23 protein-coding genes are annotated in these 21,744 nt (G+C 65.8%); 16 read left to right on the forward strand and 7 right to left on the reverse strand.

Annotation, left to right across the window (positions count from 1 at the left end; translation table 11 throughout):
- Positions 1–5: 5 nt before the first annotated feature.
- Positions 6–527: an RrF2 family transcriptional regulator gene (locus ABKS89_RS17515; RefSeq protein WP_138214385.1), complete on the reverse strand. Its 522-nt coding sequence runs from the start codon at positions 525–527 to the stop codon at positions 6–8.
- Between the two features lie 323 nt (positions 528–850).
- Here ABKS89_RS17515 and ABKS89_RS17520 point away from each other — a divergent pair, with 323 nt between their 5' ends.
- On the forward strand, positions 851–2,053 hold the full coding sequence (locus tag ABKS89_RS17520) for an NAD(P)/FAD-dependent oxidoreductase (RefSeq protein ID WP_138214386.1): 1,203 nt from the start codon (positions 851–853) through the stop codon (positions 2,051–2,053).
- A 309-nt stretch (positions 2,054–2,362) separates the two neighbouring features.
- On the opposite strand, the gene ABKS89_RS17525 is transcribed toward ABKS89_RS17520, so the two are convergent.
- The gene (locus tag ABKS89_RS17525) at positions 2,363–2,971 is read right to left on the reverse strand and encodes a TetR/AcrR family transcriptional regulator (RefSeq protein ID WP_348586309.1); all 609 of its coding nucleotides are present in this window, start codon (positions 2,969–2,971) and stop codon (positions 2,363–2,365) included.
- A gap of 103 nt (positions 2,972–3,074) precedes the next feature.
- On the opposite strand from ABKS89_RS17525, the gene ABKS89_RS17530 reads away from it, so the two are divergent.
- From ABKS89_RS17530 to ABKS89_RS17540, 3 genes are all read left to right on the forward strand, one after another.
- Positions 3,075–4,307, forward strand: coding sequence for an oxygenase MpaB family protein (locus tag ABKS89_RS17530; protein ID WP_348586310.1), 1,233 nt, complete (start codon positions 3,075–3,077; stop codon positions 4,305–4,307).
- 102 nt (positions 4,308–4,409) lie between these two features.
- Positions 4,410–5,108: an AzlC family ABC transporter permease gene (locus ABKS89_RS17535; RefSeq protein WP_138214389.1), complete on the forward strand. Its 699-nt coding sequence runs from the start codon at positions 4,410–4,412 to the stop codon at positions 5,106–5,108.
- Positions 5,105–5,419 (forward strand): branched-chain amino acid transport AzlD family protein, encoded by a 315-nt coding sequence (locus tag ABKS89_RS17540; RefSeq protein WP_348586311.1) that lies wholly within the window; start codon positions 5,105–5,107, stop codon positions 5,417–5,419. The genes ABKS89_RS17535 and ABKS89_RS17540 overlap by 4 nt, the downstream gene beginning before the upstream one ends.
- 13 nt (positions 5,420–5,432) lie before the next feature.
- On the opposite strand, the gene ABKS89_RS17545 is transcribed toward ABKS89_RS17540, so the two are convergent.
- A complete protein-coding gene (locus ABKS89_RS17545; RefSeq protein WP_518300947.1) occupies positions 5,433–5,993 on the reverse strand; it encodes a TetR family transcriptional regulator in 561 nt (186 codons plus the stop codon).
- A gap of 201 nt (positions 5,994–6,194) precedes the next feature.
- Between ABKS89_RS17545 and ABKS89_RS17550 the strand changes: the two genes are divergently transcribed.
- From ABKS89_RS17550 to ABKS89_RS17585, 8 genes are all read left to right on the forward strand, one after another.
- On the forward strand, positions 6,195–6,530 hold the full coding sequence (locus ABKS89_RS17550; protein ID WP_081516947.1) for a hypothetical protein: 336 nt from the start codon (positions 6,195–6,197) through the stop codon (positions 6,528–6,530).
- Positions 6,531–6,604: 74 nt separating this feature from the next.
- The gene (locus ABKS89_RS17555) at positions 6,605–7,270 is read left to right on the forward strand and encodes a M24 family metallopeptidase (protein WP_138214392.1); all 666 of its coding nucleotides are present in this window, start codon (positions 6,605–6,607) and stop codon (positions 7,268–7,270) included.
- Between the two features lie 15 nt (positions 7,271–7,285).
- Positions 7,286–7,627, forward strand: a complete 342-nt coding sequence (locus ABKS89_RS17560; RefSeq protein WP_138214393.1) for a gamma-glutamylcyclotransferase family protein — start codon at positions 7,286–7,288, stop codon at positions 7,625–7,627.
- Between the two features lie 285 nt (positions 7,628–7,912).
- Positions 7,913–8,128, forward strand: coding sequence for a hypothetical protein (locus tag ABKS89_RS17565; RefSeq protein WP_138214394.1), 216 nt, complete (start codon positions 7,913–7,915; stop codon positions 8,126–8,128).
- Between the two features lie 374 nt (positions 8,129–8,502).
- On the forward strand, positions 8,503–10,005 hold the full coding sequence (locus ABKS89_RS17570) for an APC family permease (RefSeq protein WP_348586313.1): 1,503 nt from the start codon (positions 8,503–8,505) through the stop codon (positions 10,003–10,005).
- 104 nt (positions 10,006–10,109) lie between these two features.
- Positions 10,110–11,291 carry an iron-containing alcohol dehydrogenase gene (locus tag ABKS89_RS17575; RefSeq protein ID WP_348586314.1) on the forward strand — a complete coding sequence of 394 codons (1,182 nt, stop codon included), beginning with the start codon at positions 10,110–10,112 and terminating at the stop codon, positions 11,289–11,291.
- Positions 11,292–11,561: 270 nt separating this feature from the next.
- Positions 11,562–12,245, forward strand: a complete 684-nt coding sequence (locus ABKS89_RS17580) for a DUF2272 domain-containing protein (protein WP_138214397.1) — start codon at positions 11,562–11,564, stop codon at positions 12,243–12,245.
- A gap of 32 nt (positions 12,246–12,277) precedes the next feature.
- A complete protein-coding gene (locus tag ABKS89_RS17585; protein ID WP_138214398.1) occupies positions 12,278–12,886 on the forward strand; it encodes a hypothetical protein in 609 nt (202 codons plus the stop codon).
- 1 nt (position 12,887) lies between these two features.
- On the opposite strand, the gene ABKS89_RS17590 is transcribed toward ABKS89_RS17585, so the two are convergent.
- Entirely contained in the window at positions 12,888–13,790 is a 903-nt protein-coding gene (locus ABKS89_RS17590; protein WP_348586316.1) for a LysR family transcriptional regulator, read from the reverse strand.
- A 144-nt stretch (positions 13,791–13,934) separates the two neighbouring features.
- On the opposite strand from ABKS89_RS17590, the gene ABKS89_RS17595 reads away from it, so the two are divergent.
- The gene (locus ABKS89_RS17595) at positions 13,935–14,420 is read left to right on the forward strand and encodes a GFA family protein (protein WP_348586317.1); all 486 of its coding nucleotides are present in this window, start codon (positions 13,935–13,937) and stop codon (positions 14,418–14,420) included.
- 3 nt (positions 14,421–14,423) lie between these two features.
- Here the strand turns inward: ABKS89_RS17595 and ABKS89_RS17600 are convergent, their stop codons facing one another.
- Positions 14,424–14,639 (reverse strand): DUF1127 domain-containing protein, encoded by a 216-nt coding sequence (locus ABKS89_RS17600; protein ID WP_348586319.1) that lies wholly within the window; start codon positions 14,637–14,639, stop codon positions 14,424–14,426.
- A 107-nt stretch (positions 14,640–14,746) separates the two neighbouring features.
- Here ABKS89_RS17600 and ABKS89_RS17605 point away from each other — a divergent pair, with 107 nt between their 5' ends.
- Positions 14,747–16,255 carry a winged helix-turn-helix domain-containing tetratricopeptide repeat protein gene (locus ABKS89_RS17605; RefSeq protein ID WP_348586321.1) on the forward strand — a complete coding sequence of 503 codons (1,509 nt, stop codon included), beginning with the start codon at positions 14,747–14,749 and terminating at the stop codon, positions 16,253–16,255.
- A 241-nt stretch (positions 16,256–16,496) separates the two neighbouring features.
- Entirely contained in the window at positions 16,497–17,486 is a 990-nt protein-coding gene (locus ABKS89_RS17610; RefSeq protein ID WP_138214403.1) for an AraC family transcriptional regulator, read from the forward strand.
- 286 nt (positions 17,487–17,772) lie between these two features.
- Here ABKS89_RS17610 and ABKS89_RS17615 read toward each other — a convergent pair whose 3' ends face one another.
- Complete coding sequence (locus ABKS89_RS17615; RefSeq protein WP_242015351.1) at positions 17,773–19,710, reverse strand: tyrosine-protein phosphatase; 1,938 nt, start codon at positions 19,708–19,710, stop codon at positions 17,773–17,775.
- Positions 19,711–19,840: 130 nt separating this feature from the next.
- The gene (locus tag ABKS89_RS17620; RefSeq protein ID WP_348586323.1) at positions 19,841–20,233 is read right to left on the reverse strand and encodes a GFA family protein; all 393 of its coding nucleotides are present in this window, start codon (positions 20,231–20,233) and stop codon (positions 19,841–19,843) included.
- A 214-nt stretch (positions 20,234–20,447) separates the two neighbouring features.
- Between ABKS89_RS17620 and ABKS89_RS17625 the strand changes: the two genes are divergently transcribed.
- Positions 20,448–21,662: an MFS transporter gene (locus ABKS89_RS17625; protein WP_138214405.1), complete on the forward strand. Its 1,215-nt coding sequence runs from the start codon at positions 20,448–20,450 to the stop codon at positions 21,660–21,662.
- Positions 21,663–21,744 lie beyond the last annotated feature (82 nt).

Consider the following 21,744-nt stretch of genomic DNA (forward strand, 5'->3'; position numbering starts at 1 on the left):
TCAGGTCAGCTGACGGCGCTGGAACCGTCGCGCTGGCCGTCCATCCAGCGCACCAGGGCCTCGCCGAACTCCGGCGGAGCCTTGCGCCCGACGCGGCGCGCGAGGTCAAGCACGGTGTGCTGGGCCAGGGCCTCTTCCATGCGCTTCTGCGCGGTGAGCATGACCGCGTGGATCGAGCAGGTGCCGCAGGTCGCCCATTCCGGGGGCGAGCCTTCGAACACGGCGCAGCGCCCACGGATGTCGCGGCACTCGAAGATCTGCTTGTCGCCGTCGATGGCCCTGACGATATCCAACACGGTGATTTCGTCCGCCGGCCGCGCCAGGCGGAAACCGCCGCGTACGCCTTCAGTGGCCGCCACCAGTCCGGCCTTGGCCAGCTTGGTGAAAACCTTGGCGAGCAGTTCCTGGGGCACGCCCTGCAGCTCCGCCAGCGCACGCACGCTGGAGTCACGGCTGTCGCCCTTCTCGTCCGTCAGGTAGAGCAGGCAATGAATGCCGTACTCCACTCCCGCACTGTACAAAGCCATCACAAACTCCGACTAGATCAGTCGCATTATTCTCAAGCCACCCCGGGCATCCGGCAAGCACTTAAGCATGCATCCTGACGAACTGTCATCCGCAACACGCGGCCTGCAGCGCTTTGGCGTGTTCGCCGTATAAACAGAAGCAGCGGCTTTTTCCCGCTCCGGTCGTGACGAACGGTCGGAGTTTGCGGTAGAAATCGGTTGCGCCACTTAACTACGACAAATATAGTCGCAGTTATCCGAGGCGAGCCGGGAAGCGAACCGCTCCGATATCAGGCACTCGGGAACCCAACAACCTGGATTCATCCTTTTCATCGGAGAGCACCATGAAACAACGCATCCTGATCGTCGGCACCGGTTTCGCGGGTATGTGGAGCGCCCTGAGCGCCACGCGTCTGCTCGACCTGCACCAGCGCGGCGACATCGAGGTCGCGGTCCTCGCGCCCCAGGCCGAACTGCGCATCCGCCCGCGCTTCTATGAGCCGAACGTGCACCAGATGGCCGCGCCGCTGGGCGACCTGTTCGGCGCCGTGGGGGTGACCTTCATCCAGGGCAGCGCCGAGCAGATCGATGTCGACGGCCGCCAGCTGGACTACCGCAACGCCAGCGGCGAAATCGCCACCCTGGGCTTCGACCGCCTGATCCTCGCCAGCGGCAGCAAAGTCGCCCGCCCCGCTCTGCCGGGCATCGAGCACGCCTTCGACGTGGACGACATCGACCAGGCCGTGCGCCTTGAAACGCACATCCGCGCGTTGCACCAGCTGCCGGAGTCCGAAGCACGCAATACCGTGATCGTTGCTGGCGGCGGTTTCACCGGCATCGAGACCGCCGCTGAAATGCCGGCGCGACTGCGCGAAGTGTTGGGTGCGGATGCCAAGGTGCGTGTGATCGTGGTCGACCGTGGCGCCGAGATCGGCGGCGCCCTGGGCGTCACCTCGCAGTCCGTGGTGGCTGAAGCCTCCTCCGAGCTGGGCGTGGAATGGCGCCTGAAGGCTTCGGTGGAATCCATCGACGAGAACGGCGTGACCCTCTCCAGCGGCGAGCGCATCGAGGCAAAAACGGTGATCTGGACCGCCGGCGTGCGCGCCAGCTCGCTGACCGAACAGGTTTCCGGGGAGCGCGACCGCCAGGGCCGCCTGCACGTGGACCGCAACCTTCAGGTGATCGGCCAGGACGCGGTATTCGCCACCGGCGACACGGCTTACGCCGCCACCGACGATGTCGGCAACTACGCGCTGATGACCTGCCAGCACGCCATCGCCCTGGGCCGCTCGGCCGGCAACAACGCCGCCGCCGACCTGCTGGGCGTGGCGCCCATCCCCTACAGCCAGCCCAAGTACGTGACCTGCCTGGACCTGGGCGCCTGGGGCGCGCTGTTCACCGAGGGCTGGGACCGCCAGGTGCGTTTCCAGCGCGAGGAAGGCAAGAAGATCAAGACCGAGATCAACACCGTGTGGATCTACCCACCGGCCGCCGATCGCGCCACCGCATTGGCAGCAGCTGACCCGATGATCCCTGTCGTGGCCTGATGCGTTGAGCAGAGCCCCGGTTGGCGCGAGCCTTCCGGGGCTTTTTCATGCCTGATTCGAACGATTTTCCCTGTAGGAGCGGGCCATGCCCGCGATCCGCGAGCAGAGCTCGCGAAGTCCTCGCAGCCAATCTGAAGCCCCCTGCGAACAACGTGATCCGACCTGAGCGCCGGCCTTGCCGGCGGTTCGCGAGCATGGCCCGCTCCTACAGGTGACGACTGCGCGGCGGAATCTGAACTCACCCCGGTGAACCGTGGTGATGCGCCCCGAAGACCGGCCCTGCCGGCGGTTCGCGAGCGTGGCTCGCTCCTACAGGTGGCGGTTGTTTCGTGGCAGGCAAAGGGATTCGACCATCCGTGCCAGCGTATCGATCACCTCTTCGCGCCCCAGCAGCGGCTGAGCCTCGCTCAGGTAGCGCGCGGTGGTGTACTGCACGGAGTTGATCACCACGAACAGCACGGCCGGCAGGTTGTCGATTCGATAGTCGTCGAAGTGGCGCATCAGGTATTGCCGGCACACCTCCATCATCTGCTGCTCCAAGGTCTGGAACACCGGCGCGGAATTGAGCCGGTGCCAGTGCCGCAGCAGCTCACGCTGCGCCGCATCGCCCTCGACCTGCTCGAAGATGCCCTCCAGCACCGCGCGGGTAACGCTGCCGATGTCCGCGCCCAATAACGGCGTGACACGCTCGTGCACCACCTTCATCAGCGTGCCGGCGCGCTGCATCAGCAGGGCCTCGACGATCATCTCCTTGTTGGCGAAGTACTGGTAAAGCGAGCCGACGCTCACCCCGGCGCGGCGCGCCACGTGGTTGGTGGTCAGACCATCGAGGCCGCGCTCGCCGATTTCCAGCGCCGCCGCCTCGACCAGCACCGCCACCATCTCGCTGGCGCGCTGCTGCGTGGGTTGCTTCCTCATGCCTGCCTCCTGGTGCGAGCCGGATGCGAGTTGAATGCGAGCAAATACTCGCAATAGCGTAATTCGAGGAATCCGCCCGGCCACCCAACCAAGGTATGAATCGATGAGCGCAACCGCCCTGCCCACCCGCCACGGCGCCGACCTGCAGCGCGCCCGGCGCACCGCCGCGCCGGTCAAACGTTTCCTCAAGGGCCCGAGCGAACCGGATGCGCTGACCTGGCAGGCCATCGGCGAGTCCCTCACGGTGGGCGATGCGCCCATGGATACGCTGGTGGAGTGGATGTTCGACGTCGGCCTCGGCACCGGCATGCGCCTGTACGAACAAGCGCTCAACCAGGGCATCGCCACCATCCCCGAGGCACCCGAAGCGCTGCAGACCTTCTTCGCCCAGGTCGACACACTGCCCGACTGGGTCGACCAGCAACGTCTCGATGAGGGCGCCCGTGCCTGCGGTCTGTCCGGGCTCACCGGGATGCGCGTACTGCGTGATCTGGGCCTGTTGGCCGGTTACCAGGCTTCCGGCATCAACCGCACCCTGGTGCTCACCGGCGCGCTGGAAAAAGGCCCGCAGCGGCGCATCGCCGAAACCACCAAATGGTGGATCGACTGCACCCGTCCCGGCGGCATGGCGCGCGGCGCAGCGGGTTATCGCAGCACGTTGCACGTCCGGCTGGTGCATGCTCTGGTGCGGCGTCGGGTTTCACGACTGGAGGACTGGGACTTCGCCCACTACGGCCTGCCGGTCAACCAGGGCGACATGCATGCGACCTATCTGGCCTTCTCGGCGATCTTCCTGATCGGCCAGCGCATGCTGGGTGTGGCCCTGAGCCGGAGCGACCGCGAAGCCATCATCCACCTCTGGCGCTACATCGCCTGGCTGATGGGTGTCGAGGAGCGCTGGCTGTGCGCCAGCGAGAACGATGCGATCCGCGCGCTCTACCACAACCTGCTGTCCCAGGCGCCGGCGGACGACAGCAGCCGCATCCTCGGCTCGGCGCTGGTGGACGAACCGCTGCAGCGCCACTACGCCAACTTCGCCTGGCTGCGCGGGCGGCTGAACCGCGCCATCCACCTGAGCATCGCCGGTACGTTCATCGACGCCCACGGCCGCCGCGCCCTCGGCTTGCCCGGCGGCAGCCTGCCCTGGTACCCGCTGCTGACCGCGCCGCCGCGCTTCATCTTCCACTGCCTGCTGCGCGCACTGCCCGGAGGCCGCAGCTGGCTGGTGCGCCACGGCCTGCAAAACCAGGAGGATTACCTGCGCACCCTGTTCGGCGGTGCCGATCCGCGACTGATCTCGCCCACGCATCTGGCGGGAAGCGAACGGCAGGCCTGACGGTACTCCCCATGCCAAGGGGGCAAACAGCAAGAATGTTCAAGCCAGGCGACAGGTTTCTCTGCCACGCTGAAAGTACTTACCTGCCTGCAAGAAACGTTCATGTCCCAAGATCAGCTTCCTTCACGCGCTTTCCTCAGGGGCGCCATCGACATCATGCCGCTGTCCCTCGCGGTCCTGCCCTGGGGCCTGCTGGCCGGCTCCCTGGCCATCGACGCCGGCCTCTCGCCACTGCACGGCCAGGGCCTGTCGGCCATCGTCTTCGCCGGCGCCGCGCAACTGGTGGCCATCGGCATGCTCAAGGGCGGTGCTGGGTTCTTCTCGATCATGATCACCACCCTGCTGCTGACTTCACAGCACCTGCTCTACGGGATGACCATGCGCCCGGTGATTTCCCCGCTGCCAGGGCGCTGGCGCGCCGGGCTGGGCTTTTTGCTCACCGACGAACTGTTCGCCCTCACCAGCGGCCATGACCGCGAAACCTTCAACCGCTGGTACGCCCTGGGCGTGGGCCTGACGTTCTACATCGCCTGGAACCTCTTCACCCTCGCCGGCGTGCTGGTCGGCACCAGCATTCCCGGCCTCGAGCACCTGGGGCTGGACTTCTCCATCGCCGCCACCTTCGTCGCCTTGATCGTGCCGGTGGTGAAGAACATCCCGACCGTGGTCTGTGTCGCCGTCTCGCTGTTCTGTTCGGTGCTGCTCAGCTACTGGCAGGTCGGTTCGGCACTGGTGCTTTCCGGGCTGGCGGGGATGTTCGCCGGCTTCCTCTGCCAGAAATTCTCGGGGGTGCGCGCATGATGGCCTGGGCAGTGATCTTCGGCATGGGCCTGATCGTGTTCTTCAACCGCTACGTGTTCCTCGAACCGCGCCTGCCGATTCGCCTGAGCAGCAACGTCCGGCAGTTCCTCGGCTTCGCCGTGCCGGGGATGCTCACGGCGATCTGCGGTCCGATCGTGTTCCTTCCCGAGCACCAGCTGAACCTGCGCCTGGACAACCCCTACCTGCTCGGCGCCATCGTCGCCGTGGCGCTGGTGCTGTGGACGCGCAATGTGCTGCTCAGCATGCTCCTCAGCATGGGCGCGTTCTACCTGCTGCGCTGGTGGCTGTGACCTGCACCGGGCTTCAGCGCGCCTCGCCCCGCCCGTAGTACGCCAGCACCAGCTGCACCAGCGCTTCCTCGATGCCCTCGCGCCGCCCCGGCGCCAGGGCAGCGGGGTCCTCCAGCAGGGCGCGCAGCACACCACCGACGGCGTGGGCGAGGACGAACACCTCGGGCTCGTCGAGCTTGCGCAGCTGCTGGTCATGACCGACCAGGCCGTGGGTCACCAGGTGAGTCATGATGCTGCCGCGCAGCGCCGGCAGCGGGCTGCCGCCGCCGCGGGTCATCAGGTAGTGCATCAGCGCCTTGTGCGCGCCGGTGCGCCCGCCGTAGGCACTGACGGCCGCGTGGACCACCGCGCGGATGCGCTCGCCGGGCGTCTCCGGCGGGCGAGCGGATAGCGCACCCATGATGCCGGTGGCCAGCGCAGCAAGTTCGCGTCGCGCCAGTTCGTCGAGGATGCGCTCCTTGTTGGGGAAATACTGGTAGAGCGAACCGACGCTCACCCCGGCCAGTTCCGCCACGTGGTTGGTGGTGAAACCCTCCAGGCCATGACGCTCCAGGATGCGCCGGGACGCCTCCAATATGAGTTCGACCTTCTCCAGCGCCCGCGCCTGCCTCGGCAAGCGACGGCTATCTGGCTGATTTTCCGCAGTTTTTCGGTTCACCTGGGGCCACCGGAAAAGCGAGTACAGCAAGCGCCGCATCCTTCCTATCATGGCAGCCACAACGAAGCCGGCAAGGCGAGCGGATGAACCGCGGCGGCCGGCCCGGGAGATCCCGCCATGAGCCACAAGAGCCACACCGCGCAACTGGACGACGACATCTGCGTGCACATCTTCGCCGCGTCCGGCGCCATGGTCGGCGTGTGCCTGACAGTGGTCGGCATCCTGCGCATCATCGTCGGCCAGCACCGCGTCGACCTGATCGGCCAGGACATGCTCGCGGTGAACACGGTGATCTACCTGGCCACCACCCTCGCTGCCTATTTCGGCCTGCGCACCCGCAAGCTGCAGCGCAACCATCGCCTGGAGCGCCTCGCCGACACCCTGTTCCTGGTCGGCTTGAGCATCACTACCCTGACGACCGCCTTCATCGCCTGCGCAATGTCCTGCTGTTGAGCCCGCGATTGAATTTCCCTACCGGTATGTAGAAATATATACGGCGATAAGGTTGTCGCTCAGAGAGAAGAAGAATGAATACCGCCGTGTACGCCAAGGAAGCCGTCGGCGCGAATTACGCGCTGGAATCGATGCAATACGCCCAGGCCCGCACCTGGGAAGCCGTGGACGCCATCGCCGCCGCGATCGTCCCCGGCATGACCGAGCTGGAAGCCGTCGCCATCGGCAAGCAGGTGCTCGCCGACCTGGGCATGGAGCGCATCTGGCACCCGCTGCTGATCCGCTTCGGCGCCAATACCCTGAAGACCTTCAAGCAGCGCTCCGAGGGCAACCCGGTGCTGGGTGAGAACGACATCTTCTTCATCGACATGGGCGTGGTCTGGCGCGGCCATGAAGGCGACGCCGGCGCCACCTTCGTCACCGGTGACGATCCGCAGATGGCAGCCTGCGCGGCGGCGGCAAAGACGCTGTTCCAGCGCGTCGAGGCGCGCTGGCGCGAGACCGGCTGCAGCGGCGTCGAGCTCTATGACTTCGCCCACCAGCAGGCCGAGGCCATGGGCTGGAAGCTCAACCTGGACATCAAGGGGCACCGCGTCAGCGACTTCCCACACGCCATCTACCGCGCCGGCGACCTGGGCGACTACGCCGAGCAGCCCCACCGCGGCCTGTGGATCCTGGAAATCCAGATCGCCCACCCTAGCAAGGCCTACGGCGCCTTCTACGAAGACCTGCTGGCCTGACCCGGAGCCCCTGCGATGACTGGAAACGTACTGCTGTTCTCCTACGGCACCCTGCAGGACAAGGCCGTGCAACTGGCCAGCTTCGGCCGCGAGCTGCAAGGCCGCGCCGACGCGCTGGTGGCCTTTCGCACTGACTGGGTGGAGATCACCGACCCGGCCGTGCTCGCCACCAGCGGCAAGACCCACCACCCCATCGTTCAGTACAGCGGCGAGGAAGACGACCGCGTGCCCGGCACCGTCTTCGAGATCACCCCGCAGGAGCTGCTGGCTGCGGATGCGTACGAAGTATCCGACTACCAGCGGATCAACGTCCGGCTGCAGTCGGGCCTGCAGGCGTGGGTCTATGTGAAGGCCTGACGACAGGCCGGACTCGTTAGGCGCCTTGCATGGATTCATTAGCAGGGCTTCAGGGTTGGCTATTTCGCGTCCAGCAATACGTTGATCGCATTCCCCCTCCAAGCCAGCTATTCCGCTGGCTACAGGCCAACTCCCGACTCGGCGGGGGCTGGCCTGAATCAACTGCCCTGCGCGATTCGATCATTCCCAGCAGTTTTCCTCATGGGTTCGTGCGGTGATCGGTCAGTAGACTGTGGCCACTCGCGAGCAACACCCTTCAGAAGTCCACTACCCGAGAATTCCTTCATGAAACTGCTCACTGCCAGTGTCCTGTCCCTCGCCGCCCTGCTCGCCAGCCAGGCCTCCATGGCCGAAGAATCGGCCCTGATGACCAACCGCCTGACCGAGTCCAACTATCAGGCCATGCAGGCCACTCGCGCCAAGACCGACGCCGAGCAGCAGACCGCACAGAACGCCCAACCGGATGCCGAGAAGAAGGCCGGGCAGGACAAGCACTGCTGATACTGCTGTACGCCGGGAGCGCGCCGTCGCTCCCGGTTTCCGCCTTTCCCGCTCCTTACCTGCCCTCCGCCCAGCCTGATCGCTGGCACGCCCGCGCCTATACGGGCAATCCCCTGCCTGCCCTGGCATCATTCCGGCAACCACCCCACAAACATCAGCCTGAATTGATGTCAGCCCAATCAAATATGAATTTTTCCTGATGCGGCAGCGCCCTACTCTGGCCACGCGCTGCACTGACGGCGCCAGCTACTCAGCCGTCCCTAGAGACGCGGGTTCTCGATAACAACTCCAACTGCCCCGAGGATCTCCCATGCGCCTTCGCCCGCTCATGCCTGGCCGTGAATCCCCCTTTTCCCTGAACACCGGAGGTCGGCATGTCTGACCTTCGCAGCTCCAACACCGCCGCCAATGGCGACGAAAGCCTGCTAGCCAGCCATGGCTACCGTCAGGAGCTGGACCGCGGACTGAACCTGTGGTCCTCGTTCTCCGTCGGCTTTGCCACCATTTCCCCGGTCGTCGGCATCTACTCGGTGATGTCCCTGGGCGCCATGAGCGTCGGGCCGTCCTGGGTGTGGATCGTGCCGCTGTGCCTGCTGCTGCAGCTGACCGTGGCGCTGGTGTATGCCGAACTGTCCTCGCAGTTCCCCCTGGCCGGCGGCTGCTACCAGTGGGTACGCCGGCTGATTGGCGACCGCGCGGCCTGGTTCACCGGCTTCCTCTACCTCGCCTCAGCCCTCGCCTCGCTGACCACGGTCGCCTACCTGGGCGGCTTCTGGCTCGGCCTGCTGGTCATCGGCGAACCGCCATCGGCCAACGCCCAGGTCCTCTGCGGTGCGGCGCTGCTGGCCCTGGGGCTGGGCGTGAACCTGCTGGGCATCAACCCGCTGAAGTACTTCGTCAACGCCGGCATCTTCGCCGAGGCCATCGCCTCCATCGGCATCGGCGTGCTGTTGCTGCTGTTCTTCCGCAACCACTCCTTCGAGATGCTGTTCAGCAGCCTGAATGCCCTGGAAGTCTCCGGCGGCACCTACTGGAGCGGCTTCCTCACCGCGCTGGCGGTGGGCGGCTGGGCCTTCCTCGGTTTCGACGCCTGCTCGCAGATTTCCGAGGAAACCACCGACGCCCGCGTCTCCACACCCCGCGCCATCCTGCGCTCGATGCTGGTGGTCGGGTTGACCGTGATGCTCACCGCGTTCGCCGTGACCCTGTCGTACAAGGACCCGGCCGCCGTGGTCAGCGGGCAGATCATCGACCCGGTGACACCCGCCGTGGTGGACGCCTTCGGCGCCTGGGCCGAGCGGCCGTTCGTGGCCATCGTGCTGGTCGCCTTCGTTGCCTGCGTGGTGTCGGTGCAGACCTACATCGGCCGCGCCATCTTCGGCATGGCCCGCGATGAAATCCTCCCCGGCTCCGCCCTGCTGCGCCGCGTGGACAAGCGCAAGGTGCCGATGGCCGCGATGGTCTGCAGCACCCTGCTGGCCAGCCTGGGCCTGGCGCTGGGGCTGAACGCCACCGCGGTGGGTACGCTGATCGCCTTCGGCAGCGGCGGCTTCTTCTTCGTCTTCCTGATCGTCGCCGCCAGCGCGCTGTATGCCCGCCTGAGCGGCCGCTGGGACCCGGACAAGGGCGCACTGAAGCTCGGCCGCAAGGGCCTGCTGGTCAACGTCATCGCCGTGGTCTGGCTGGTGTTCGAGGCGATCAACGTGGCCTGGCCGCGGGAAATGCTCGCCCCACCCGGCGCACCCTGGTTCCAGGTCTGGGCGGTGGTCGTGGTGTTCTCCGTCCTCGCCCTGTTGGGTTTGGCCTACCTGTTCATCGCCAAGCCGCACCGCCGCATCGCCACCAGCCTGAGCTTCGCCGGCCGCGCGGTCGGCTGAGCCATCCCGGCACCGAGGCATCGGTGCCCCTCTTTCCCTCCTGCCTGGCCGGGCCGCCTTGCGCCCCGGCACGGGCAGCTCATGCCTGAAATCCGGAGCTTCCCATGTCCACCCTGAACTACTGGAACTACCCCACGGAAATCCTCTGCGGCGTCGGCGCCCTCGACCAACTGGCCGAGCGCTGCCGCCTCGCCGGGATGCGCAAGCCGCTGCTGGTCACCGACCCCGGCATGCTCGAACTGCCGCCGCTGCACGAAGTGCGTCGGCGCCTGGAGGCCGCCGGTATCGACTACGCGCTGTTCCATGGCTTCTCCAGCAACCCCGCGCTGGAGGAAGTCACCAGCGGCGCCCTGGCCCTGGCCGAAGGCGGCCACGACTCGCTGATCGCCCTGGGCGGCGGCAGCGCGCTGGACGCGGCCAAGGGCATCGCCCTGCTCAGCCGCGATGCCGATGGCCTGCACAACTTCGAATGGTCGCAACTGATAGCGCATTACCCCACCTTGGGCGACCATCCCGCCCTCGACCTGCCGCCGCTGATCGCTATTCCGACCACCGCCGGCACCGGGTCCGAACTGGGCCGTGAAGCCGTGCTGACCGACACCTCGCGCGGCATCAAGATCGTCGTCGGCCACCGCGAACTGCTGGCCCGCTCGGTGATCCTCGACCCGGCGCTGACCGTCGGCCTGCCGAAGTCGCTCACCGCCGCCACCGGCATGGACGCCCTGACCCACCACCTGGAGTCGCTGTTCTCGCCGCTCTACCACCCGATGTCCGCCGGCGTCGCCCTCGAAGGCGTGCGCCTTGTGAAGGAGCACCTGCAGCGTGCGGTGCACAACGGCACCGACCTGGCCGCCCGCGAAGGCATGCTGGTGGCCTCGGCCAGCGCCGCCGTGGCCTTCCAGAAAGGCCTCGGTGGCGTGCATGCGCTGGCCCACCCGCTGGGAGCGAAGCACCACAAGCACCATGGTCTGCTCAACGCGGTGCTGTTGCCCTACGTGCTGGTGGCCAACCGCTCGGCCATCGAGGCAGACGCCACGCGTCTCGCCCGCTACCTGGAGTTGCCGGAAGCCAGTTTCGACGGCCTGCTCGGTTGGGTGCTGGAACTGCGCTCGTCCGTCGGCATTCCGCATACGCTCAAGGAACTGGGCCTGAACGGCGAAGACGCGCCGTGGGTCGGCGAGCAGGCGGTGGCGGATATTTCCTCTTCCGAAACCAACGCCCTTCCACTGCAAGCCGGGGACTACTCGCGCATCTACCTCAACGCGATAGCAGGACGGCTTGCATAACCCTTTACGGCAGGACGGCACCGGTGGAGGTTAACCGACGTCCTGCGCTCGGGTTCCGGATGACCGGCAGTGAAGCCTGCTCGTCGCCGGAGCCGTGCGGCCACTTCGGCTCAGGCCCCATCCTCTCCAATGGAAATAATGCAGATATCCAAATTGCAGAACCAATTCCGAATGACTCGATAAAATTAGAAGCCGGTCCCTCGGAAGTAACCGCACAACCGCCAGAACACGCAATCGGCCCTGTCATGAAAACAACGTCAGGAAACCACCATGTTCACAGACGAATTACTGGAGCGTACAACTTCTGAATGGGAAAGATTCGGAAAGGACACCGGCCGCAAAGATAAATACATAGCCCCGGACAAATCCACGACCACGGAAAAGTCCACCGGTGGAAAGCTCAACCCAAGAAAGGAAACTGTCGACCCCTACTCCAGCCGGATAGCCGATTACTGGTTGGCGGTGGAGAGCAAGGATTACAAGAGTCTGGTCAAGACCTATGCAAAGGACAAGGGCAAGCTCGATGGCACCATCAATATTGCCTGGTCGGCGGCTTTTATTTCCTATTGCATGCAAATGGCCGGGGCCGGTGCATCCTTTCCTTACTCGCCAGGGCACTACCGCTGGATATACAACTCGATCAAGAACAGAAAAACCAACAAGCTCTCCGCAAGCCTGGTTGGCTACCGTCCCGCAGAACTACCCTTGAAACCCGGCGATCTGCTGGGCAAGTCGAGGATCCCTGGAGTTGCCTATGACAACGTGCTTGATGTTGGCTGGTTTGAAAGCCATTCGGATGTTGTCGTCGAGGTCGACGCTGGCGAGAGCAAGGCATTCGTTATCGGTGGCAACGTCGGCCAATCGGTGAGCAAGGTCGAAGTGAAGCTGACTCCCGAGGGGCTGGTTGCGAACCCTGCTGAATGGCTCGTGCACATCAGAAACAACATTCAGTAACAGCGACCGGGTTTTCGACAGGGAGAGTAGCCATGGCTAACAACGAAGCCAGTCCATCATCAATTCTAGGCAACGGAAATACCGCACCCTTCATATCAGTTGCCCTGGGATACTGCCTGTTAATTTCACTGCCATTTATTGTCTTCCTGCTGATACAAGCATTAAGCAGCGGCCCGCAGGGAGAAAAGACCATCCCGGGATGGTTGTCGGAGACGACCTACGTGGTCATAGTCCGGCTGGCGTTATTCAGTGCAGTTTTATGCTTTGGGGCTCTGGGATCGGCAATCAGCCTGATCTCCAGAGTACGCAACGGCGAAGCATTGCTTCCCGTCGTAACGGTGCACGAACTGATATCGGTGCAAACCATTGGCGCTGTCTTTGCGCTAGTGCTTTCGCTCATTTTCATGGGCAACCTGATAGCCGGTTCCATCTTTCCAAGCTGGGACCCTTTCTACACCATCGTCTACTCCCCTCCTGCTTTTGCAAAGTTGCTGGTTTGGTCTTTCATCGCCGGGTTCTTCGAGCGTTTCGTCCCTCATATGCTGGACAATCTTTCGAAGCGGGCCGACGAACAGGAAGATGAGCCACCACGCCTTCCATTTCCCCGGAAAGACGTATCAGACGAAAAGAGCGAGTCGTGACTTAAGCCGACAGGCCGTGCACGCTCAGCAGATCTTCGATGAAGGCGCGGGCGGCCTCGCTGCGGGGCCGCCCGGCGTAAGTGATCATGCTGTGGGTTACCTCGTAGCAGAGTTTCTCCGGTAGCAGCGGCTTCATCCGCCCGCGCTCGACCCAGATGTTCGCGTAGTGGGTCGGCAGATAGCCCAGGTGCGTGCCGGCCAGCACCGAATGCGCCACCGCCTCCATGTGATGCGCGGTGGCGCTGCTGCGTTCGGGGCGGAACGGCAGTTCCTGGTCCGCCGGCAGGAAGCCATGGCGCACCCAGTTGTACTCGGCGATCTGCTTCAGCGTCGGCTTGCGCGCGCTGAACAGCGGGTGGCGCTCGCCGCAGAACACGCCGATCTCCTCGGTGTACAGCGGCAGGTAATCCAGTGTCGGCCGGGTGCGGCTGAAGTAGGAGATCGCCAGGTCCAGCTGTCCATCGATCACCGCCAGCTCCAGCTCGGTGGGCGAGTTCACGTAGAGGTTCAGCTGCACGTCGTGCTCGCGGCCGTGGAAGGCCGCCAGGGTCTCGTCGAAGCGCGCCTGCGGCAGGGTCGTGACGTTGTCCGCCAGCCCGAGGTACAGCTCACCCACAAGCTGGCCGGACAGCGCCTGGGCCTGGTCGCGGAACAGCCCGATGGCGTCGAACATCGTCTGCGACGCTTCGAGAATCCGCTGCCCTTTGGCCGTCAGGCGGAAGCCGCCCTTGCCACGCTCGCACAACCGGTAGCCCAGGCGCTTTTCCAGGCTGCCGATGTGCATGCTGATGTTCGACTGGCTCATGTTCAGCTCGGCCTGCGCCGCGGTGAAGCCGCCGCACTTCACCACGGAGGCGAAGATGCGCAGCAGGCGCAGATCGAGGTCGGTGAAATTCCTGAGCATGGGCAGAGTCCGGCGCCGGGCGGGCGGCTAGTCTACTGCACGGGGCGGAGCCAGTCCCGCGGGTGCGATCCGATGGAATCCCCGGCGCGCCCGCGAGTCCTTCTTCAGATACCCCTCACAGACCATCCAGCACGGAGAGACGCCATGCTGCTCGAAGGTTCCTGCCACTGCGGCGCCGTGCACTTCAGCCTGCACAGCGCCCATCCCTACCCTTACCAGCGCTGCTACTGCTCGATCTGCCGCAAGACCCAGGGCGGCGGTGGCTATGCGATCAACCTCGGCGGCGACGCCGCCAGCCTCAAGGTGCGCGGGCGCAAGCACATCAGCATCTACCACGCGAAGCTCCGCGAGGAAGGCCAGCGCACCCACACCAGCGGCGCCGAGCGACACTTCTGCAGCCAGTGCGGCAGCGGGCTGTGGCTCTATGATTCACGCTGGCCGGAACTGATCCATCCCTTCGCCTCAGCCATCGATACGCCGTTGCCGGTGCCGCCCGAACACACGCACCTGCTGCTGCGCTCCAAAGCCAGCTGGATCGAGCTGGAGGCCGGGGCCCATGACCTGCAGTTCGACGACTACCCGCAGGAGTCCATCGCCCAGTGGCACCAGCGTCTCGGACTGGAGCAGTGATAGTCATGCGCGCCAGAACGGCTTGGCGATCTCCTGCGCCACCTGGCGGCGCGTCAGGCCGATGTCCTCGATCAGGTGCGGATTGGCCCTGGCCATGCAAGCGAGCTGACAGCGGACCTGCGCACGCGTCTGCCAGAGCGCAAGCAGTTGCAGCAGGGACGGCAGGCTGAACGACCGGCGCGAGGCTTCCGGCAGCAGCAGGCGGGGAGTATGGTTCATGGCAACCTCCGTTCGACTCGTGCCTCATGGGGCCGAGCATGGCGGTCGCCCGCGGCGCCGTCCTCAAGCCGCGCCAAACACTTCCAAAAACTTGCAAAGGGGGCGTCATGCAGCAACCGCGTCTGGCTTTCGGCCCCTTCGTGCTCGATGGCCCAACCGGCGTGCTCAAGCGCGACGAGCAGCCCGTCGCCATCGGCTTTCGCGCGCTGAACCTGCTGCAGACCCTGCTCGAGCGGCCGGGTGAGATTCGCACCAAGGCCGAGCTGATGGACGCCACCTGGCCGGGTCTTATCGTCGAGGAAGGCAACCTCACCGTGCAGATCGCCCACCTGCGCAAGGTGCTCGGCGAAGCAGCGGACGGCAGCTCGTGGATCACCACCGTGCCCCGTGTCGGCTACCGCTTCAGCGCTGCCGTGCGGCGCCTGGCGGACGCGCCGCGCACGCCGCCGGCCTTGCCGGAGGAGCCGTCCATCGCCGTGCTGCCCTTCGTCAACCTCGGCGACGACCCGCAGCAGGCCCTCTTCGCCGACGGCCTGACCGAAGACCTGACCACCGAGCTTTCGCGGGTCGGCGGGCTGTTCGTCATCGCCCGCACCTCGGCCTTCGCCTACAAGGGCAAGGCCATGGACGTGCGCGAGATCGCCCGCGAGCTGGGCGTGCGCTACCTGCTCGAGGGCAGCGCCCGGCGTGCCGATGCGCGCGTGCGGATCAACGCCCAACTGGTGGACGCCAGCACCGGCGAGCATGTCTGGGCCGAGCGCTTCGAGAGCCGCGTGGAGGACCTCTTCGACCTGCAGGACCAACTGACCGGGCAGATCATTCAGGCCCTGCTCGGCCACTTGCGCACACCGCTGCCGCGCAACCGGCCGAAGAACCTGGAAGCCTACGAACTCTGCGTGCGCGCCCGCCAGCTGATGGATGATTCGCCGCTGGCTGCACGGGAAGCGCACCTGATGTTGAGCCGCGCCATCGCCCTCGACCCGCAGTATGCCGAGGCGCGGCGCTGGTTGGCGATGAACCACTGGATGGGCTGGATACACAGCGGCGGCCCGACCCCGCTGGAGCGCGAGACTGCCCTGGCGCAAGCGCGCGAGGCAGTGGCCATTGACCCCAACGATGCCGGCTGCCGCTGGAGCCTGGCTTATCTGCTGACCTACGAGCGTGCATACGCAGAAGCCGATGCGCAGTTCCAGCGCGCGCTCGAGTTGGACCCCAATGACGCCGACGCCTGGACGGCGCTGTCCGACGTCAGGGTGCTCGCCGGGCGCATCGACGAAGGCCTGGAGCACATCCGCCGGGCCTTTCGCCTCAACCCCTTCCCCGCCGGCTGGTACTACCTGACGCTGGGCCAGGCGCAGTACGCGGCGCGCGATTACCAGGGCGCGATCCAGACCCTGCGCCGCGACGAGACCTACCGCAGCAGCTCGCGGCGTTTCCTTGCCGCTAGCCTCGCGCAGCTGGGCCGGCTGGACGAAGCCCGTGCGGAAACCGAGTTCTTCCTGGTCACCAACCCCGGCTTCACCATCCGTCACTGGGTGGACACCGAGCCGCTGCGCGATGCGGCGGTGAGCGAACACTTCGTCGAAGGTTTCCGCAAGGCGGGCCTGCCGGATTGACGGGTTGCGTCACCTCGTAGGGCGCATAACCCGGAACGGGTTATCCGCCGGCCACCCTGGCGGATAACGCTGGGGGCGTTATGCGCCCTACACCTGCATCACCCTTTGATTGAAACGGCGGGCGGACTTCGCGCCGGCATCACGGATTTGTAATCCACGCCCGCTAACTTGCTCGCCCACATTCCGCGCCCCGGCACACAACAGCCGGAGCGGCCCGACCGGCGCTGCCAGAAGACGGACCATGACGGTAGACACGAGCACCTCGCGCAAGCAGTTCCTGATCCGCTCCGAGAACATGACCGCCGACGATTTCGGCGAGCTGTACACGCGGATGTTCGGCAACCTCTATTCGGGGATGCCACGGCCCGAAAAACCCATCGCCATCGGCGGGGTCTACGGTCGCTACGAAGGCGTGAGCTTCCGCCGCCTGAGCTTTCGCGGCGACCTGCTGGCCGAGATGCCGGACCTGGACGACGAGATCACCTTCATCTTCCCCAGCGCCGGCCGCGTCGTCTTCAACCAGTGCAGCGACAGCGTCGGCCTGCCCAGTGTCGGCCTGGCCATGGAGAAGGCCTCGGTGCGCTCGGTCGGCTTCATCGACGGCCACGCGCATCACGGTCTGTCGGTGCGCCGTTCGCTGTTCGCCCGCCGCCTGGCGACCCTGCTCGGCCGGCCGATCACCCACAAGGTGCGCTTCCAGCCACGGGTAGACCTGAGCAACGAAGCCTTCCAGGGCATCAAGGCCATCGTCGCCATGGCCACCGGCAACGAGTTCGACCTGCTGATCAATTCCAGCGCGTTGATGCCGGCGCGCCTGCAGGAAATGCTGGTGGACTCGGTGCTGGAAATCTGGCCGCACAACTACAGCGACGCGCTCCGCCGCCCTGCCCCGCAAATCGCCCCGCGCCATGTGAAGCTGGCCATGGACTACATCCAGGAGCATCCCGATGCGATGGTCAGCGGCAGCGACCTGGCCGAGCTGACCAACGTCAGCCTGCGCGCCCTGCAGGACGGCTTCCGCCGCTTCGTCGGCAGCTCCATCGTCGCCTACCAGCGCGAAGTGCGCCTGCAGCGCGCCTATGACGCGCTGCAGCAGGACAGCGCGCAGTCGGTCAGCGAGATTTCCCTGGCGCTGGGCTTCAGCAACGTCGGGCGCTTCTGCCAATACTTCCAGAACGCCTACGGCGTGACCCCGGCGGACCTGCGCAGGAACCTGACGCTGCCCGTGTAGCGCGTGACCCGGAACGGGTTATCCGCCGGCCACCCTGGCGGATAGCCCTGTGTTCAGGCTGAGCCCCCTCACCCTAGCCCTGGCTGCGCGCCCCGCTCTGGAGGGAGAGGGAACCGTCCAGCGCAGGATGAAACCATGGTGTCAGCCGGCACGATCTGCTCCCTCTCCCCTGGGAGAGGGCTGGGGTGAGGGAGTGAGCGGGCACGAATCTAATCAGGTCCGGAGTGCGCAAGAAAACGGCCCGTCGCGATTTCCGCGACAGGCCGTTTTTACAGCACGATGGCAATCAGAACTGATAGCTGGCCTTCAGAGTGCCACTGGCACCATGGCTGCCGCTACCGCCCAGTACGCCAGCTTCGGCGCCGACGCTGAAGTCGCCCTGGCTGGCGGTCAGGCTGAACGCGCCGCTGAACTGGTCGCGGTTGTCGAAGGCGGCACGCTGGGAAACGTCCAGGCCCAGCAGGTGGCCTTCGCTGTCGACCTTGTAGTCACCCAGCGCGTGGTCGTAGCCCACTTCCAGGCCCGGCACCATCTGCCAGCCGCTACCCAGCGCCACGGGAGCGAAGGAAGCCTTGAGGTTGGCGTAGGCGCTGCGGCGGTTCTCGCTCATGTCGTCGACGTCCAGCGCCAGCTCGCTGCCCTTCTCCTGGAAGCCGTCCAGGTCCAGGTGGCTGTAGCGCAGGCCGATGCTCGGCTCCAGGGTCACGCTGGACACCGCCGTGCGATAGCCCAGCGCGATGCTGCCACCACTGAGGTTGCCGCTGGTGTCGCCCTTGGCTTTGCCCAGGCCGCCGCCGATATCGCGCTTGCTGTCGTAGTCGAGCCAGCCGTAGCTGAGGTCGGCATCGACGAACAGGCCCTGCTCCAGGCCGTCGAGGGCAAAGCGCGCGCCGCCACGGATGAAGGTCAGGTCGGTATCCACGTCACCACCGGCGCCGCCGATGCTGCCCTTGCTGTAGCCGAAGCCGGCGTTGCCGCTGAGCTGCTCGGAGAAGCGCTGTGTCAGGCCGATCATCATGCCCTGGGTGTGTTCGTTGCTGCTCTCGGCGCTGGAGGTGGCGGAGTTGCCCTGGTAGCCGGCCAGCGCGGTGGTCCACAGGCGGGTCTGCCCGGTCTTCAGGTCGACGCCGCTGGCATAGGGCGCGGCGGCGCGGTCGATCAGCGCATCCTGGCGCAGCAGGTAGCTGGCCGCGTCGGCATGCACCTGGCCGCCGACGGTGGACTCGACACCGCCGAGGGTGCCAGCGTCGATGGCCGACTGCAGGTAGTAGTTGTACGCGGTGTAGTCGCCGGACAGGCTGCTGTTCTGCAACTGGGTCAGCAACTGCGCGCCGGCGGCAGCGTTGCCGGAGAGGCCTGCTACGCCCGGCAGGGTGCTGTAGTAGACCATCTTGCCGCGCAGCACGTAGATGGTTTCCTGGGACAGGCCGAGGCCTTCCTTCAGGTAGTTGTCCATGGTGCCGTACTCGGCGGTCACCTCGTCCAGGCCGGCCTGCAGGTAGCTGGCCTGCACGCCCAGCAGCGGCTCATAGATGGCCGCCATGCTCGCCGGCAGCATCGCCAGAGTCGCCTTGACCCGCGCGGCGGTGTAGTCGTTGGTGGCCAGGTAGTTTTCCATGATGGTCTGGCTGTCCACCCCGGCGATGCTCAGCAGCACGGCGGCGGTCCAGCCGGTGCGGTCCTTGCCGGCGGTGCAGTGGAACAGCGCGGCGCCGTCGGCGGCCGCCAGTTCGTTGAACAGAGTGGTGAACTGGCCGCGCATGCCGGCATCGCTGACGAAGGCGCGGTTGGTCTCCTCCATCATCTCGATGGCCTGGGCGGCGCTGGTGAAGGAGATGTTGGTGACGTTGGCGCCGGAGGTGGTGCTGCCGATGATGTCGATGTTCTGGTAGGTCGCGCCGGCCGGCAGGGTGTCCGGCGTGCCGGCGATTTCGCTCGGGGTACGCAGGTCGAACACATCGCTGATGCCCAGGCTGTTCAGTACCGCCAGGTCCGTGCCCTTGGGGGTCAGCGCGTTGGAACGGTAGAACACCCCGGAGCGCATCACACCGTCGTTGGACGTGGTGTAGGCGGTGGTGGTGCCGGCGATGTCACGGAAGTTGTCGATGCCGGTCAGGTGCGGAGTGTCCAGTGTGTAGGTCTCGGCCGCGTTGGCGCAGGCGATGGACAGACTGAGCAGGGACAGGCCGAGGGTGGATGCGGAAAGCAGAGCGCGATGGAACACGATGTAGCCTCTTTGAGCTTTGTTGGCGGGGGCTACTATCGGTGGCGCTCGGGACTCGAATGTGACAGTTCCGCGCCCGGCGCAAATGGGCGCGCGATCTGTCCGTGAGCTGCGTTTTCTGTCCGTGCGGCTAGTCTTCGCTGCGCCCGCCGGACTCGCGGTCGCGCTCGTAACGATGGCGCGTGGGGAACGCCGGCAGCCACGCCTCGCGGCGGCAGGTCCAGAGTTCGTAGGTGGGCTGGAAGCGGTCCGGCTCGTCCAGCGCGCCGAGGCTCACTTCCACTTCGTCGCCGCTGCGGCCGAACACCGATGAACCGCAGCGCGGGCAGAAGCATCGCCCCTGATACTCCTGCGTGTCGCCTTCGATACGCACGGCGCTCTCGGGGAAGATCGCCGAGGAGTGGAACAGCGCGCCATGGTGCTTGCGGCAGTCCAGGCAATGGCAGATACCGACCCGGTATGGCTGGCCCGTCGCCTCGATACGCAAGCTGCCGCACAGGCAGCTGCCGGTGGTCTTGTCCATGTTTTAGCTCCTCTCGTGCCCGAAGAAGATGGGTTGACCGGCTCTGGCGGCGCCCGCTCCGCCAGTCCGACGCGCGGGAGATTTGGCCGTTTCGCGATATTCGTCGTCCGGATCGCGTGAGACAGCCAGGGTCCGCACGCCTAGCATAGGCCTCCCAATACGAAGAACCCGGCGCGCCCTGCCCGCGCGCCACACCTTGCTGCCCCGGAGTCCCATGTCTACCACCGCTTCTTCCCTGGCCACGCCGTCCGTGGCCAGCCAGGCCAGCCCGCTGGTCATGCGCGTGATCGGCGCGTGCGCCCTCGCCCACCTGACCAACGACCTGATCCAGGCCGTGCTGCCGTCGATCTACCCGGTGCTCAAGGCCAACTACGGCCTGAGCTTCACCCAGGTCGGCCTGATCACCCTGACCTTCCAGCTGACCGCCTCGCTGCTGCAGCCCTGGGTCGGCTACCACACCGACCGCCATCCCAAGCCCTGGCTGGCGCCGCTGGGCAGCGTCTGCACGCTGATCGGTATCCTCATGCTGGCCTTCGTCGGCAGCTTCCACGCCATCCTGCTGGCCTCGGCGCTGGTGGGCATAGGCTCCTCGACCTTCCACCCGGAAACCTCGCGCATCGCGCGGCTGGCCTCCGGCGGGCGCTACGGTCTGGCGCAGTCCACCTTCCAGGTCGGCGGCAACGCCGGCAGTGCGTTCGGCCCGTTACTGGCAGCGGCCATCATCATTCCGTACGGCCAGGGCAACGTGGCCTACTTCGGCCTGTTCGCGGTGTTCCTCGTCGGCGTGCTCTGGGGCCTGAGCCGCTGGTACAGCCACCATCTCAACCTGTTCAAGCTCAAGGCCGGCGGCGTGGCCACCCACGGGCTGTCCAAAGGCCGGGTGACCGCGTCCCTGGTGGTGCTGGCGCTGCTGGTGTTCTCCAAGTACTTCTACATGGCAAGCTTCACCAGCTACTACACCTTCTACCTGATCGAGAAGTTCGACCTCTCGGTGGCCAGCTCGCAGCTGTACCTGTTCGGCTTCCTCGGCGCGGTGGCGGCCGGCACCTTCTTCGGCGGCCCGGTGGGCGACCGCATCGGCCGCAAGGCGGTGATCTGGTTCTCCATCCTCGGCGTCACGCCCTTCACCCTGGCGCTGCCCTACGTCGACCTGTTCTGGACCAGCATCCTCAGCCTGGTGATCGGCTTCATCCTCGCCTCGGCGTTCTCGGCCATCGTGGTCTACGCCCAGGAACTGGTGCCGGGTAACGTCGGCATGATCGCCGGAGTGTTCTTCGGCCTGATGTTCGGCTTCGGCGGCATCGGCGCGGCCTTCCTCGGTCACCTGGCCGACATCCACGGCATCGAGTACGTCTACAAGCTGTGCTCCTACCTGCCGCTGCTGGGCTGCCTGACCATCCTGCTGCCGTCCACCAAGAAGAAAGCTTAAGCCTTCTGCCGCCGGCCCCGAGCCGGCGGCAGACCCTTCGCCCGGCCGTTCTTGCGCGGGCAAATGTAATGGATTGTTGTAA

The organism is Pseudomonas sp. LABIM340 (genome assembly GCF_040017195.2).
Lineage (GTDB): Bacteria > Pseudomonadota > Gammaproteobacteria > Pseudomonadales > Pseudomonadaceae > Pseudomonas.